The sequence below is a fragment of the Anaerorhabdus sp. genome (assembly GCF_036657415.1).
Lineage (GTDB): Bacteria > Bacillota_I > Bacilli_A > Erysipelotrichales > Erysipelotrichaceae > Anaerorhabdus.
Map to the genome: position 1 here is coordinate 1 of NZ_JAVXGL010000050.1, position 13,802 is coordinate 13,802.

General features: G+C 31.2%; 18 protein-coding genes and 3 tRNA genes. 4 read left to right on the forward strand and 17 right to left on the reverse strand.

The genetic code is table 11. The features are described 5' to 3' along the window. The 16 genes from RSB60_RS07780 to RSB60_RS07855 all read right to left on the reverse strand — a co-directional run. Positions 1-304 (reverse strand): PTS sugar transporter subunit IIC (locus tag RSB60_RS07780; protein WP_332615588.1); only part of this gene is annotated, 304 nt, incomplete at its 3' end. A gap of 36 nt (positions 305-340) precedes the next feature. Continuing rightward, positions 341-826 (reverse strand): PTS sugar transporter subunit IIB, encoded by a 486-nt coding sequence (locus tag RSB60_RS07785; RefSeq protein WP_332615590.1) that lies wholly within the window; start codon positions 824-826, stop codon positions 341-343. A 32-nt stretch (positions 827-858) separates the two neighbouring features. Next, entirely contained in the window at positions 859-1,704 is an 846-nt protein-coding gene (locus RSB60_RS07790) for a MurR/RpiR family transcriptional regulator (protein WP_332615592.1), read from the reverse strand. 498 nt (positions 1,705-2,202) lie between these two features. Beyond that, a tRNA-Lys gene (locus RSB60_RS07795) sits at positions 2,203-2,278 on the reverse strand. A 74-nt stretch (positions 2,279-2,352) separates the two neighbouring features. After that, a tRNA-Glu gene (locus RSB60_RS07800) sits at positions 2,353-2,429 on the reverse strand. An 8-nt stretch (positions 2,430-2,437) separates the two neighbouring features. Continuing rightward, positions 2,438-2,513: transfer RNA gene (locus tag RSB60_RS07805), tRNA-Asn, on the reverse strand. Positions 2,514-2,583: 70 nt separating this feature from the next. Beyond that, positions 2,584-2,991 (reverse strand): YbaN family protein, encoded by a 408-nt coding sequence (locus tag RSB60_RS07810; RefSeq protein ID WP_332615594.1) that lies wholly within the window; start codon positions 2,989-2,991, stop codon positions 2,584-2,586. Then, positions 2,988-3,311: a nitrous oxide-stimulated promoter family protein gene (locus RSB60_RS07815; protein ID WP_332475219.1), complete on the reverse strand. Its 324-nt coding sequence runs from the start codon at positions 3,309-3,311 to the stop codon at positions 2,988-2,990. Before RSB60_RS07815 ends, RSB60_RS07810 begins: the two co-directional genes overlap by 4 nt. After that, on the reverse strand, positions 3,304-4,953 hold the full coding sequence (locus RSB60_RS07820; protein WP_332615596.1) for an amino acid ABC transporter ATP-binding/permease protein: 1,650 nt from the start codon (positions 4,951-4,953) through the stop codon (positions 3,304-3,306). The genes RSB60_RS07815 and RSB60_RS07820 overlap by 8 nt, the downstream gene beginning before the upstream one ends. Next, positions 4,950-6,680, reverse strand: coding sequence for an ABC transporter ATP-binding protein/permease (locus RSB60_RS07825; protein ID WP_332615598.1), 1,731 nt, complete (start codon positions 6,678-6,680; stop codon positions 4,950-4,952). The genes RSB60_RS07820 and RSB60_RS07825 overlap by 4 nt, the downstream gene beginning before the upstream one ends. 131 nt (positions 6,681-6,811) lie before the next feature. Next, positions 6,812-8,179, reverse strand: coding sequence for an MATE family efflux transporter (locus RSB60_RS07830; RefSeq protein ID WP_323382313.1), 1,368 nt, complete (start codon positions 8,177-8,179; stop codon positions 6,812-6,814). 84 nt (positions 8,180-8,263) lie between these two features. Next, positions 8,264-8,710 carry a ribose 5-phosphate isomerase B gene (rpiB, locus tag RSB60_RS07835; RefSeq protein ID WP_323382312.1) on the reverse strand — a complete coding sequence of 149 codons (447 nt, stop codon included), beginning with the start codon at positions 8,708-8,710 and terminating at the stop codon, positions 8,264-8,266. 10 nt (positions 8,711-8,720) lie between these two features. Beyond that, complete coding sequence (locus tag RSB60_RS07840) at positions 8,721-9,302, reverse strand: lytic transglycosylase domain-containing protein (RefSeq protein WP_323382311.1); 582 nt, start codon at positions 9,300-9,302, stop codon at positions 8,721-8,723. A gap of 53 nt (positions 9,303-9,355) precedes the next feature. Continuing rightward, positions 9,356-9,541 carry a ferredoxin gene (locus tag RSB60_RS07845; protein ID WP_332475216.1) on the reverse strand — a complete coding sequence of 62 codons (186 nt, stop codon included), beginning with the start codon at positions 9,539-9,541 and terminating at the stop codon, positions 9,356-9,358. A gap of 12 nt (positions 9,542-9,553) precedes the next feature. After that, positions 9,554-9,877 carry a cupin domain-containing protein gene (locus RSB60_RS07850; RefSeq protein WP_332615600.1) on the reverse strand — a complete coding sequence of 108 codons (324 nt, stop codon included), beginning with the start codon at positions 9,875-9,877 and terminating at the stop codon, positions 9,554-9,556. After that, positions 9,870-10,562, reverse strand: a complete 693-nt coding sequence (locus RSB60_RS07855; RefSeq protein ID WP_332615602.1) for a 4Fe-4S binding protein — start codon at positions 10,560-10,562, stop codon at positions 9,870-9,872. The genes RSB60_RS07850 and RSB60_RS07855 overlap by 8 nt, the downstream gene beginning before the upstream one ends. Before the next feature lie 83 nt (positions 10,563-10,645). Here RSB60_RS07855 and RSB60_RS07860 point away from each other — a divergent pair, with 83 nt between their 5' ends. The 4 genes from RSB60_RS07860 to RSB60_RS07875 all read left to right on the forward strand — a co-directional run bounded on the left by RSB60_RS07860 (position 10,646) and on the right by RSB60_RS07875 (position 13,112). Beyond that, positions 10,646-11,305, forward strand: coding sequence for a Crp/Fnr family transcriptional regulator (locus tag RSB60_RS07860; RefSeq protein ID WP_332615604.1), 660 nt, complete (start codon positions 10,646-10,648; stop codon positions 11,303-11,305). 90 nt (positions 11,306-11,395) lie between these two features. Beyond that, positions 11,396-12,067 carry a DNA alkylation repair protein gene (locus RSB60_RS07865; protein WP_323382306.1) on the forward strand — a complete coding sequence of 224 codons (672 nt, stop codon included), beginning with the start codon at positions 11,396-11,398 and terminating at the stop codon, positions 12,065-12,067. Positions 12,068-12,220: 153 nt separating this feature from the next. After that, entirely contained in the window at positions 12,221-12,541 is a 321-nt protein-coding gene (locus RSB60_RS07870) for a PTS sugar transporter subunit IIB (protein WP_332475213.1), read from the forward strand. Then, on the forward strand, positions 12,531-13,112 hold the full coding sequence (locus RSB60_RS07875) for an RDD family protein (protein WP_332475212.1): 582 nt from the start codon (positions 12,531-12,533) through the stop codon (positions 13,110-13,112). Before RSB60_RS07870 ends, RSB60_RS07875 begins: the two co-directional genes overlap by 11 nt. An 87-nt stretch (positions 13,113-13,199) precedes the next feature. On the opposite strand, the gene RSB60_RS07880 is transcribed toward RSB60_RS07875, so the two are convergent. Then, the gene (locus RSB60_RS07880) at positions 13,200-13,742 is read right to left on the reverse strand and encodes an SIS domain-containing protein (protein ID WP_332615607.1); all 543 of its coding nucleotides are present in this window, start codon (positions 13,740-13,742) and stop codon (positions 13,200-13,202) included. Between the last annotated feature and the right edge of the window lie 60 nt (positions 13,743-13,802).

Here is a 13,802-nt window from a genome sequence, read left to right on the forward strand (position 1 = left end):
TATATCCTAGAGCAATTCCCAACGTAATTGCTGCTTCTTGAGGAATACCTGTCATAATGCTCAAAGCAACTGCCATACACGTTGCATAAAGAGTATCTGTTGATGTAGCTCCACCAACATTCACAACACCTAAATAAATTACCTCTAATGATGCACCAATCAATACCCCTGTAGTGATATCTCCTAAAACAAATCCAACTACTGGACCAACAAAGATAGGTCTGTCTGCCATACCATTTGCACCAAATCTATAAAGCAATATTAAAGCCCAATAGATAAGTGCTACAATCAATGCTTGTAACATATCTTTCTCCTTTATAATTTTATTTTTATTTAATTTTTATTCGATTTTTGATATAATTTTAGCGTAATCTGATGGCGTTTTTTGTGTGAATACTTTGATTCCAACATCTATTATTCTATTCACGCTTTCTACATCATCAGTATCCAAGTAAACCATTTTTGAAATGGTTTTCTTGTTTTTTATTTCCGGCTTTGTGATGCTTCCATAATTTGCAAGATTAACTTCATGAATAGATGGAAATTCTTTGCATATCCTGTAAGCATCTTCCGGATTTCCTGTGATTAATAAAATTCTCATTGATTCACATCTTGGATCATTTAATACATTGATAACATCTTCTACACTTTTAATTAAACACTTGATTTCATTTGGCAAAACCATTTTCAAAGTGATTTGACGTGTTTCATCTGTTGAAACTTCGTCATTAGCCACAATTAAATGAGTAATTGCAAGTGTTTTTAACCATGTCGCAATAACTTGACCGTGTATTAACCTCTCATCAATTCTAAATCCTGCTAACATTTTATCCTCCTTTCTTATCATTAAACTATTTACTATAGTTTAAATTCACTTAAAAGCATTTCCATATTTTCTTTATTATTAATGTCGATTCCATTTTTATTCATATCTTTATTTTTCTTTACAATAAATAATATTGCTTCATTTATTGCAAATTCAATCAAATGTGAATCTGGTTTTATTTCAAACCCATTATCTTTTTCAACAATTTTTATGATCACATCTGCATTTTCAACAAATTGTTTGTTAAGTTCACCAGTAATAACAATAATTTTCATTCCTTTTTTATGAGCCATTTCAATAGCTCTTATTACTGCAGTTGATGCTCCAGTTCTTGAAATAGCAATTAAGGCATCATTTTCATTTCCTAACATAATATAGTTATAAAACTGTTCTGGAATCATCGAATAATTACATGAAATTCCATATCTTTGTAACCTAAAACCCAAATCCAATACAATAGGTACAGTATTTCCAACACCAACTATATGAGTATTTTTTGCATTCAATAATATTTTAGAAACGTCTATTAAAGTTTCTATATTAACATGGTTAGACAAGTTTAAAATTCTTTCTGAATGATATTCAAATAATTCACTTAAGTTGCTTACTTCCTTTTTATTTGCATGCATTTCATTTTTTCCAGTATCTCTTGATAGCAATATTCTCATTTGATAATAGCCACTATAACCCAAATGCTTACATGTTCTAACTATAGTTGCTTCACTTACTTCACACTTTTTAGCTAATTCAGAAACATTTAACATGACTACTTCATCTAGATTTTTAAGAACATATTCAGCTACCTTTTTCTCTGCTGAAAACAAATCCTCGTATGAATCCTTTATATTTTTCTCTACTGTTAGTTCATTTATCTCCATATATCCTCCTATAAAAGAAATATTATTTCTTAATCGTGAAATTATATTTTATATCTCCATTTTATTACTTTTCTTGCTTTTGTCAACAAAATAAAAAATATTATTTCACACCCAAGAAATAATATTTTTTATTCAGTATATTGTTTAAATTTCGCTAGATATTCAAAAAAATTGAATATTTTTTATATGTTTAAAATTTTTATTTATTTTAATCCTAGATTTTTATCCACCTCACAACGATATCTTAGAACTTTTCTTTTTTAGCTTGATTATTGTTTTTTCAATCGCATTTAGTCAATTAGGATTAATATTTCAATTCCAATGATAATATCTCTTTCACTGAAAATTTTTGACACTACTCACAATAAAAATTATTGGTAGAGGACTTATTAAAATTTAAAAAAGTGATAATCTTTCGCATACTATATAAAGTTACTAAAATAGTTCATAAAAAAAACTATTTCTAACGTAATGTAGAAATAGTCTTACTCTTTTTACTGGTGACTCCTTGGGGGATCGAACCCCAGACCCACTGATTAAGAGTCAGTTGCTCTACCATCTGAGCTAAGGAGTCATGCACACTTATTATATACTTCATAAAGTATAATTTCAATTCAATAAAAGCCCTTGCGGGCTCGTATTTTCTTTTGGTGACTCGTACGGGATTCGAACCCGTGAATGACGCCGTGAAAGGGCGCTGTGTTAAGCCGCTTCACCAACGAGCCAAAAAAAATGGCGCCTAAAACAGGGCTCGAACCTGTGACCTAACGGTTAACAGCCGTTTGCTCTACCGACTGAGCTATTTAGGCGTGTGCTAAATTATAATAACATGTGATGTAGTTCATTGCAACCATTTTTTATACTTTTTTAAAAAATATTTTATGATAGTTCATTCACTTCTTTTGTAGATAATTTTACTGGTTTCTTAGATTCTGTTTTAACTGCGAAAATAAAGTACCCAATATGAAAAATCCAGACTACGAATAATATCAATCTACCTACTGGAACATTCTTCATCATAATAAATCCAATTGCCATTGTAGCTGATACCATACTCATAATTTTAATCTTAACTTTTAATGACATACTTCTTTTTTGTACATAACTTTCTAAATTATTTTTATATAAATTTGTACTCTTAAACCAATCATTTAGTTTTTGTGAACTACGTGCGAAACAAAAGCCCGCAAATAACAAAAACACAAAAGATGGCATCAATGGTACAACTGCACCAATTGCCCCCAACACAAGGCTTATACAGCCTAATACGATATAAATATATTTCATACTTCTCTCCTTCTTTTTATTTGTTCAACAAAATGTTTTGTTACTAGAATTGGATTTGTAAATAACATTCTAGGTCCTGCATAACGCATAACAGTTTTAATCTTTTCTTGCATATCTTTTTTGTAACAATGTACTTTGCATGAACTGCAAAATGTTTTGGTATCTACGAATGGACAATGATCAATTCTCATACACGCATAGTCATATAGATTGTTGCAATCATTACATAATTCATATGCGTGATTTCCTTTACAATAAAGTCGAATCATCTTTTCAATTATTTCTTTTTCATGTTTTATTCTTTTTTCCCTATCACTCATAAATAATTTTGCCTTCTTTCATTTGTACAACATCATCTGCAATACATAGAGTTGAAGGTCGATGTGAAACTAAAACAATTGTCTTATCTTTTTGTTGCTTCAATGCTTTTAAAATAATCGCTTCATTTAGATTATCCAGATTACTGGTAGGTTCATCTAACAAGATTAATGGTGCATCATGAAGGAATGCACGCGCTACTCCTATTCTTTGTCTTTCACCACCAGAAAGTGTATCTCCTAATTCACCTACCATTGTTTCATAACCATCAGGAAGGGTATTTATAAAATCATGGAGAGATGCTTTCTTACATGCCTCTATAATTTGTTCTTTTGTAGCGTTTGGATTTGCAATCTTTAAATTATTCTCAATTGTATCTTTGAATAAAATTGTTTCTTGTGTCACAAAACTTTCAAGGTTTCTAAGATTGTTTGTTTTCAATTCTTTTATATCTGTATTCGAAATACTAATTTTACCATGTTCTACGTCCCAAAAGCGCATCAGTAATTTTAACAACGTTGATTTACCAGCTCCGCTTTTTCCAGCAATTCCAAGTATTTTATTTTTACGTCCATTTAAACTACAGTCATTTACTATTTCGTCATCCTCATAACTAAATGAAATATTTTGAATTTCAATTCCTTCAAATGTTTTATTTCCTTCACCATATGTTTCTTCAACAGCTGGCTTTTCCTCTAGTAAGTCGAGCACACGATTGGCAGATGCAAATGTGTAGGATAATCCCGTTCCAAGGTTCGCTACCGCAATAACTGGTCCAAATGAACTCAACATTGTAATTGTAGACAGTATAACCGCATCAAGTGCTACAATTCCTTGTGTATATAAATAACTAGACACAACTAAGATTATCATTCCAAACAGTAGAATTACGGCATTGATCATAGCTGTGCTTTTTCCTGAAATCAATTTCAGTGCTTTTTCTTTAACTGACATTTCTTCTGTTAATTCACTAATTGTTTGTAATTTTTCTTCGCCACAATTATATTGAATACTCTCGCTAACTCCTCGAACATTGTCTAAAATTGTGTTACTTATTTCTCCAATTTGATTACGAATAGAATCACCATATTTTTGTGCTACTCTTGAAATAAGAATTGGAATACCTACTCCTACAAAACCATAACCACTAAATGCAATTATACCCAAAATAGGATGATAACTACCCATAAAGACACTCATGATAATTGTCATAATAAATGCAATACATACCGGAGAAATTGTATGTGCATAGAAAACTTCAAGTAATTCAATGTCTGAAGTAATCACCGCAATTAAATTCCCCTTATCTTTACCCTCTAACTTAGCTGGTGCTAAAGTTCTTAGTACTGTGAAAATTTTATCTCTTAAAATCGCTAGTATCTTGAATGCAACATAATGATTACACGCCTGTTCACCATAACGTAAAAATCCGCGACTGATTGCCAAAATTATCATAGCTACGAAAATGAAAGATGAAATTTGGTGTTCTTTAAACACTTGAAAAAGTCCCATACCACCCAAAACAGGAATAAATATCGCTGCTAGAAATCCGAGAACACCTAAAACAATCGCAACGATCATAACTCCAGTCATTGATTTTACTATCTCCAAGAGTTTTAAAATAATTCTAGATTTTTTTCTCATGCTTCATACTCCAATTCTAAGTTTTCTAATTCATTCTGTGTTTTCCAATACTCTTTATATTTTTCATTGTTTTTGATTAGTGTTTTATGATTTCCTTGCCCAATTATTTTCCCTTCATCTAAAACAATAATTTCAGATGCATTCAATGCATTCTTCAAACGATGTGTAATTAATAATACAGCTTTACTTTTAGATAGTTCATAAATTAAATTCAGTATTTTATTTTCACTTTCACTGTCAATATTAGAAGTTGCTTCATCAAAGATATATACCTCACTATCATGTAAAAGTGCTCTTGCTAAAACAACTCTTTGATTTTGTCCTCCCGATAAATTAGATCCTTTCTCTTGTATAAATGTTTCTAATCCAGCTTGTGATTCAAAGAATTCCTTGAGATCAACTTTATCTAGAACATCCCACAACTCTTTGTCATCTGCATTCCTTTTTCCCATCATTAAATTTTCTCTGATGGTTCCTTTAAATACATAGCTATTCAAATTAACAAGAGTTACTTTATCCATTAAACTTACTTGCGTAATATCTTTCAAATCAACCGTTCCTATTTTTATAGTTCCTTTATTAGGAAAAAGTTTTTTCATCAAGAGTGAAGTAATCGTACTTTTCCCACTTCCACTCTCTCCAATTAATGCTGTAATTTTACCCTTTTGGACGGTTAAACTTACATCCTTAAGAATTTCCTTATTTCCGTAAGTGAAAGATATTTTTTCTAACTCAATCACACTTTCAGCTTCGAAATCTAAAGTTCCATCCACAGTTTGAGGCAAATCAAGAAACTTAAAAATCTTATCACTCGATGCAATTCCATTCATGGCAATGTGGAAATAAGAACCGAGTAGACGAAGTGGTAAGAAAAACTCTGCACTCAATACTACAATAATAAATCCTTGTGCAAGGGTTAAATTACCTCTTATCATTTGTTCAATTGCTACAATGATTCCAAGAGCGGAGGCTCCATATGCAACTAAATCCATGACGGATATGGAATTAAGTTGCATGATTAATACTCTCATTGTAACTTTTCTAAAATTTTCAGCTTCTTGATTCATCTTCTTATGCCGACTCTCATCTGCTTGGTAAATTTTCAATGTTGTTAGACCTTGCAAATTTTCAAGAAAACTATCTCCCAATGTTGTATATTGTCCCCAATATTTCTTCAATAATTTCTTCGCAAACTTTTGCACAAGAACAATCGAAATTGGAATTAATGGTACACAAATCAAGAGAATTGTCGCAACTTTCAAACTAATAGGAGCAATACATATAAACAATGTAATAGGAGCCAATAAGCTATAAAAAAATTGTGGAAGATAGGAACCAAAATAATTTTCCAACTGTTCAATTCCTTCAGAAGACATTTGTACAATCTCTGCAGTTGAAATTTTACTTGTGTAAGAAGATCCTAATTTCAATATTTTTCTATAAATATTTTCTCTTAAACTACGTTTTACATCTTTTGATGCGTAGTAACTCATTTTACTAGATTGAATCATACAGAATGAACGAATCACAATCATCATAATCGTAATTACTATTAGAATAATTAAAGAATTTGTAGTGATTTTTTCTTCTATTAAATTATTAATGAAATAGCCACCAGTTATTATTAGGATAATGTTTGATATTAAACTTACCCATTGATATATCACATTTCTTTTGACATACTTCATCGAAGATTTCATTTCTTTAATTAATCGCTTGTTTATCATATTACCTCCATGTACGTTAGGCTAGACTAACCAAACTCTTTAAAAAATAGTTAGGCATAACTAACTAATATTAGTTTATATGTTTTGTTTTGCTTTGTCAAATAAAAAAACAGATGATTTTCATCACCTGTCTACAGTTCTTCGTGTGTTAAATTTCTTACCCATTTCTCTTTTCTTACCAACCAATATCCAAAAGCCAATTTAATCAAATCTGTAGATTGACCTGCAATATACAAAGCATAAATACCAATTGGCGTAAAATACGCTAATACCGCAACCAGTGGTATATTAATTAACCACATGAATGCACTATCCATAATCAAAGTAGATTTTGTATCTCCACCCGCTCGAAGTACAAAGTAGTTTTGCGTATTTAATACATATATCGCAAACATGAAGCTTTGTATTCGCAACATATTTTCCGCTATTTTTAGTGCATCCATAGATATGTTTTGATATAAGTAAGGAATATAAAAACTTGCGATAAACATGAGTGTTGCAAATATAAAAGATAGAATAAAACTGAATCCCATTAATTGATAGCCATGCCTTCTACCTTCCTCAAGTTTATTTGCACCAAGTGGTTGCGAAATAAGCACCGTTGATGCCGCAGCCATTCCTCCAAATAAAACGAAAAATATATCTCCAATTGTACTTGAAATAGAAAAACCAGACATTACTTCAGGACCTCTTGTAGAATAAAATTTAAATAAAGTTGCCATACCACCAGCCCATAAAATTTCATTCATTGCAAGTGGAGCAGCTTTAATCATAATCTTTTTAGATAATGCAGCTGGTACATGAAACAATTCTTTAATCTTTGTTTTAAAATCAAATTCGTATTCTTTAATAAAATATAGTAATAATCCTGTTTCGATAAAACGAGCCACAAGTGTTGCATAAGCAGCACCACGAATTCCTAATTGAGGAAAACCAAAGTTTCCAAAAATTAAGCAATAATTTAAAAACGTATTGATTAATACTGCAATTGCACTGACAAACAAAGGTATCTTGGTTTCACCTATTGATCTCATTGAACCCGAAATACTAAGTGTTATCGCAATTGGAATATATGAAAACGATACTAATCGAGCATATAAGACTCCCATTTCAATAACCGCTGGATCATTGGTAAAGAAACCTAGAATTGCTTCTGGAAATATAAATACCAGTAAGAAAAACACCAGCATAATTGCAATCGATATATTAAGCAAAAATCTAAATGATTCTTTCATCTTATCCATATTTCTTGCGCCAAAGTATTGTGCAATAAATATAGAACCCGCAGCGACAATTCCATTTGCACCATATTGTGCAATGATATAAAAACGATTAACCGCAGCAACTCCACCAATTGCAGCATCCCCCAATTGACCTACCATTAAGTTATCAACTAAATTGACTGATCCTGTAATTAGTTGTTGAAGCATCAATGGTACCCCAACCATGATTGCAGCTTTCATAAATGCTTTATCGCCAATGTATTTTGATAAATTCATTCTTTCATCCCCCAATCTTATTTGACTAATTTTATCACAAAGATTGTTGCAACGCTACAAAGAAAAAGTCGGTTTTACCCAACTTTAGCAATTTCTATTTTCAATATCCATAATTGTTGCAACACGCTCAGCATGACGACCACCTTCAAATGTTGCATTCACCCATTCATCTACTATCATCTTTGCAAGTTCAACACCTACAACGCGTGCACCAAAGCATAAAATGTTTGTATTGTTGTGTTGCTTTGATAGCTTTGCAGAAAATGGTTCAGAACACACGCAAGCACGAATACCTTTTACTTTATTACAAGCTATTGATATTCCAATACCAGTTCCACAAATACAAATTCCACAATCAACATCGCCTTGAACAACCGCATTAGATACTTTTTCTGCAGCAAATGCATAGTTATAACTTTCAGCATTATCAGTTCCATAGTTTACGACTTCAAATCCTCGATTAACTAAATGTTTAAGGATTTCATTTTTTAATTCTACAGCTGAATGATCATTACCAATACCAATTTTCATATATTGCCTCCTAATAGATTTTCTTATACATCTTATAATTATACATTACAATTTTAACATAATTCTGTGTTTCAGGATACGGAATAACATCGAGCAATTCACCATTCTTAGAATAGTCTTTGTTGGACAACCATGTTTTCGTAATGTTCAGCCCCGCATTATATCCTGCAAGTTGTGTCGACACTTCACTAAATTCCTTTTTCAATAAACTTAGAAAATATGTACCATATTTAATATTTGTTTCAGGATCAAATAAATCATCATAAACAGTCCCACTATCATTTAAGCGCATTTTTAACCATTCAAATGTATCTTCGGTAATTTGCATTAAACCTCTAGCATTTGCTCTTGATACTGCATTAGGATTAAATTTACTTTCTTGATGAATTATTGCATAAACTAAATTCTTATCAATATGATATTCTAGCGCATATTTCTCTACATATTCACTATATTCTCTTGGATATACAAGTTCTAAGCTCCTACGTTCTCCTTCAATACGAAAACTGATTACAATCAGCACTAAAGAAACTATCGCAAGAATGATATTGAGTGAAGTAGTTTTAAGCTTTAATTTTTTCTTTTTTGTCATACTATTCATTATACTTGTTAAATCAAAAAAAGAAAGCCTGGAAAAATCCAGACTTATTCTTCAATTTCGATAACTTGTACAGGACAATTGTCTCTAGCTTGTCTAACTGAATTTTCAATATCCACTGTTATATCTGCAAATACTTCAGCTAAATTGTCCTCATTCATCTTAAATACTTCAGGACATGTACTTGCGCACATTCCACAACCAATACATCCTGGATTTATTTTTACTTTCATTTTTTTCTCCTTTTAGAATACAACTGTTAATAACATTTTAAAATCTTCGACTGCATATATAGCATGTGGTTTTCTTGCTGGCATCACAATTGATTCTTTTTCTTCAAGCATGAACTCTTTTCCATCAATTGTAACTCTTGCCTTTCCTTCTAAAATAGTTACTAATGCATCCCCATTTGACTCATGTGTACTTATTTCTTCATCTTTCGAAAATGCGAATAATGTTATGCTGACTGCATCATTTTGTGCAAATGTCTTACTTACTACTTGCCCTTGATTTATTTCAATCAATTTCCCCATTTCAAAAATTTCTTCAAAATCCATATTTTTAATCATTTAATATTTCTCCTTCTGTAGAAATTGTAACAACTTGCCACGGAATAAATTTTCCACTATTCTTTAAAGCTTGTATAGCTGCCTGCTCAATTCCACCGCAACATGGGACTTCCATTCGTACAACTCTCACTTCTTTAATTTCATTATTTCTAAGTATTTCAGATAATTTTTCGCTATAGTCTACCATGTCTAACTTAGGACATCCAACTATTGTTACATACCCTTTCATAAAGTCGCTATGAAAATTGGCATAAGCATACGCTGAACAATCTGCCGCAATTAACAATTTAGCACCATCAAAATAAGATGCATTTGTCGGTACAAGTTTAATTTGTACTGGCCACTGTTTTAATTGACTTGTTTGTTTTTTCTCGACGAAATTATTCGCAAATTGATGACTTAAAGTTTTAGCATGCGATCCTGGACAAGCACATGTCGTTTCTTTTCGACTTTGCATATTTACTTGTACTGCTTCATGATCATAGGCCAATGCTTCTCTTTCTTCAAATGTAATAGCACCTGTAGGGCATGTAGGTAAACAATCACCTAAGCCATCACAATAATCATCTCGCAATAATTTAGCTTTACCATTTACCATTCCTATTGCGCCTTCGTGACATGCAATTGCACATGCAGAACAGCCATTACACTTCTCTTCATCTATCTTAATAATTCTTCTTTTCATAAGCACACTCCTTGCCTTTACATACGCATTATACTAAAGTTAAATCATCAAAACCGTTGTTTTTACAACAAAAAAGGAAATTTATGAAAACCATTGAACAATTACTTACGACCATGAACTTATTTAAAAATATAAACCCAAATGAAATACTTAATATTCTCAACCAATTAAATCCACATACCAAAAAATATGAACAGGACACGACAGTATTCCATCCTGGTGAGACAAATTCTCTAATTGGTATTATTCTTAAAGGTTCAATCCAAATATATAAAGATGACTATTGGGGTAATCGTAGTATATTAACTGAGCTTGGATATGGGGAACTATTTGGTGAAGTATACGCCCTTACTAATGAAATACTTGGTGTTACTGTCAAAACAACTGCTGAATCAGAAATCTTATTCATAGATATTAAGAAAATTCTTGAGTGTTCCAAATTGAATAACTCTTATATCCAATTAGTTACTAATCTTCTATCTGAATTCGCACAAAAGAATCTATTACTTACTAGAAAAATAGATATTCTTTCTAAGCAATCCACAAGAGAAAAGGTACTTACTTATCTTTCCGCACAGTCTTTGAAAAGCAGATCTTCTGTTTTTGATATTCCTTTTAATCGGCAAGAGCTTGCAGATTACCTTTGCGTTGACCGTAGTGCCTTATCAAATGAATTATCCAAATTAAAAAAAGCAAATTATATTGATTTCAAAAAAAATAAATTCATTTTAAAAAAACAATGAAACAACCAAGCTTCACGCCAACAAGACACAGATTATATTTACTCTATTTTTAATTCATTGTGTTACACTAAAATCGAAAGAAGGTGCCTTATGAAAATAACAGAAGTCATCCATGATTTGCAAAGTAACGCAAATCCATCACGTCGAAAAGTAATGTTAAGAAATGGAGGAGCTGAAGATTGCCTCGGTGTTAATCTTGGTTATTTACGCCAATACGCTTTGAAACTTAAAAACAATGAAGATCTTCTTTATGCCCTTTGGTCAACAGATATCACTGATGCTAATTTACTTGCAGCTATGGCCTATTCTGATCAACCCTGTACTCTAGATGAATTTCAAGAACTTATTGAACAGTCTACTTATATTGAAATAAACGATGAACTTTGTTTTAAAAGCTCACTCAATCCTAAAGATAAAAATATGCTCATCCAATTATGGATTGATTCTGAATATCCATTGCTCAGACGTTCTGCTTGGGATTTAATTATTACACTTATCCTTGATAAGAATGCTACCCCTAAACAAATAAACACTTGGTTGAAGCGTATTAAAAAAGATATGTTAAAAGAAACAGGACGAGCACAAGAAACAATGAATCGTGCCCTTTCTGAAATTGGTATTCACTATGATGAATATACCGAAGAGTGCATCAAACTTGGTGAAGATATTGGACTTTATAAGGATTACAAACCAAGCAAAGGATGTACATCACCCTATGCTCCTATATGGATTAATGTATTAAGAAAAAAACTTAACAAATGATAATAATCAAGATAATAATTCTAATATAGAATTATTATCTTTTAATTTACCCAAAATCCTTATATGTTAAACATCCCTTGTTTTTTTATTAATATGCGTTATTATAGAGATGGAAATATGCTCATATCACAAATAGAAAGGAATTCCATAATTATGAAAAAAATTGGAATGTTTTGTTTTGCAGGAATGAGTACTAGTGTTTTAGTAAAGAAAATGAATGAATATGCAGTATCTAATAATTTAAATTGTACAATCGAAGCATATTCAGAAACAGAAATAGCATCAAGAGTCAAAAATCTAGATATTGTTTTATTAGGACCACAAATCAAATATATGAAAAGTCGCGTAGAGGGAATTTGCAAACCACTTAATGTACCTGTTATGGTAGTCTCTAACGTTGATTTTGGAAGAATGGATGCCACTCATGTGTTGACAGAAGCTTTGGCATTATTAAGCATGAATAATGAAAAATAATCTGCTCAGTTGGATAAACAAAAATAGAGATCCAAACATAGCACCTAATCTTAAAAGACTTTTCGCATTCATAATCGATTATTTCATAGGATCTATTTTTGTTAGTTTTATTCCTATGATTTTAGTAAGTATAATAACTCAGGAAAAAGTTATCACAGTAAATCTGATGAAAACTATTCCTTTTGACATGCAGTTAATATGCTGTATTGTGTCTATTGTACTAGCTGTATATTATTATTGTATTATTCCCTTGAACCCCACGCATTTAGGGCAAACTCTTGGAAAACGAATTATGAAAATCAAAGTTGTTAAAATGAATGGTAGCAACATTACTTTAACTGATATTTTAAAAAGAGAAATTCTTGGTGCAATGTTAATTGAAGGAGAAACAACTTTTCCTTCTGCATACTTTAGAAATATTCTATATCAATTCATGCCTGCATTTTTATCACAAGCATTAGGTTGGCTATCTATTATTATTTCAATCATATCTATTGTAGTTGGTTATTTAGGCATCAATCATCGTATGATTCATGACTTTATTGCGGATACAAAAGTTATCAAAGCCTAGTGAACATGTTTTTTTAAAATATAACATGTTTCTAAACACTCAAAATCGATTTACAAAAAAGACCATTAGTTCTTAAATGAATGTGAACTACTGGTCTTTTCTATTTAAATAATAATCGAGAAGAGATTCAAATGCTAAAATTGTTTTCCCATAAAAGTAATCAGCTTCAGAACTTGAAAGAGGGGTGAAATTAGATTTTACAACAAATGATAAAGTACTTTTATGACTGAGAGTTGAACTTGGTGTACCTAAAATCGATACAACCTTGATAGCATATTTCCGTGATTCATCAACGATTCTCACAATTTCAGCAGTCTCACCACTTTTAGAAACTACAATTAATAGAGATACATCTTGTTGACTCTTTGTCTTAGAAGCAATATCCATTGGATTACCTAAATAGCCGCTAAAACCAAACAAAGATAATCGACGGTTTATGTAATCGCAAATTAGTCCAGAATAATCCAAACCAACAAGTGCAATTCTGCCTCCTTTGCATTCATCTAAAAGTTGTACAAAATAATCAATCTCACTCATCGAAGAATTAACGAAAAGATTATCGAAGTGATTTGAAGTAAATGAAAAATTATTATTTTTACTTTTAAATGATTCTTTTATTGCATAAATCATTTCACTATATCCTGAAAATCATAGCTTCTTAACTATTCTATATATAGTTGTTGTATAAGA

What these genes read in the sequence shown, in the direction of transcription:
- RSB60_RS07875 (WP_332475212.1), top strand. Translation starts at nt 12,531, where the DNA reads ATGAAAAATAATCTGCTCAGTTGGATAAACAAAAATAGAGATCCAAAC.
- RSB60_RS07825 (WP_332615598.1), bottom strand. Translation starts at nt 6,680, where the DNA reads ATGATAAACAAGCGATTAATTAAAGAAATGAAATCTTCGATGAAGTAT.
- RSB60_RS07845 (WP_332475216.1), bottom strand. Translation starts at nt 9,541, where the DNA reads ATGAAAGTAAAAATAAATCCAGGATGTATTGGTTGTGGAATGTGCGCA.
- RSB60_RS07820 (WP_332615596.1), bottom strand. Translation starts at nt 4,953, where the DNA reads ATGAGAAAAAAATCTAGAATTATTTTAAAACTCTTGGAGATAGTAAAA.
- RSB60_RS07830 (WP_323382313.1), bottom strand. Translation starts at nt 8,179, where the DNA reads ATGAATTTATCAAAATACATTGGCGATAAAGCATTTATGAAAGCTGCA.
- RSB60_RS07855 (WP_332615602.1), bottom strand. Translation starts at nt 10,562, where the DNA reads ATGAAAAGAAGAATTATTAAGATAGATGAAGAGAAGTGTAATGGCTGT.
- rpiB (WP_323382312.1), bottom strand. Translation starts at nt 8,710, where the DNA reads ATGAAAATTGGTATTGGTAATGATCATTCAGCTGTAGAATTAAAAAAT.
- RSB60_RS07785 (WP_332615590.1), bottom strand. Translation starts at nt 826, where the DNA reads ATGTTAGCAGGATTTAGAATTGATGAGAGGTTAATACACGGTCAAGTT.
- RSB60_RS07860 (WP_332615604.1), top strand. Translation starts at nt 10,646, where the DNA reads ATGAAAACCATTGAACAATTACTTACGACCATGAACTTATTTAAAAAT.
- RSB60_RS07810 (WP_332615594.1), bottom strand. Translation starts at nt 2,991, where the DNA reads ATGAAATATATTTATATCGTATTAGGCTGTATAAGCCTTGTGTTGGGG.
- RSB60_RS07790 (WP_332615592.1), bottom strand. Translation starts at nt 1,704, where the DNA reads ATGGAGATAAATGAACTAACAGTAGAGAAAAATATAAAGGATTCATAC.
- RSB60_RS07880 (WP_332615607.1), bottom strand. Translation starts at nt 13,742, where the DNA reads ATGATTTATGCAATAAAAGAATCATTTAAAAGTAAAAATAATAATTTT.
- RSB60_RS07840 (WP_323382311.1), bottom strand. Translation starts at nt 9,302, where the DNA reads ATGACAAAAAAGAAAAAATTAAAGCTTAAAACTACTTCACTCAATATC.
- RSB60_RS07850 (WP_332615600.1), bottom strand. Translation starts at nt 9,877, where the DNA reads ATGATTAAAAATATGGATTTTGAAGAAATTTTTGAAATGGGGAAATTG.
- RSB60_RS07870 (WP_332475213.1), top strand. Translation starts at nt 12,221, where the DNA reads ATGAAAAAAATTGGAATGTTTTGTTTTGCAGGAATGAGTACTAGTGTT.
- RSB60_RS07815 (WP_332475219.1), bottom strand. Translation starts at nt 3,311, where the DNA reads ATGAGTGATAGGGAAAAAAGAATAAAACATGAAAAAGAAATAATTGAA.
- RSB60_RS07865 (WP_323382306.1), top strand. Translation starts at nt 11,396, where the DNA reads ATGAAAATAACAGAAGTCATCCATGATTTGCAAAGTAACGCAAATCCA.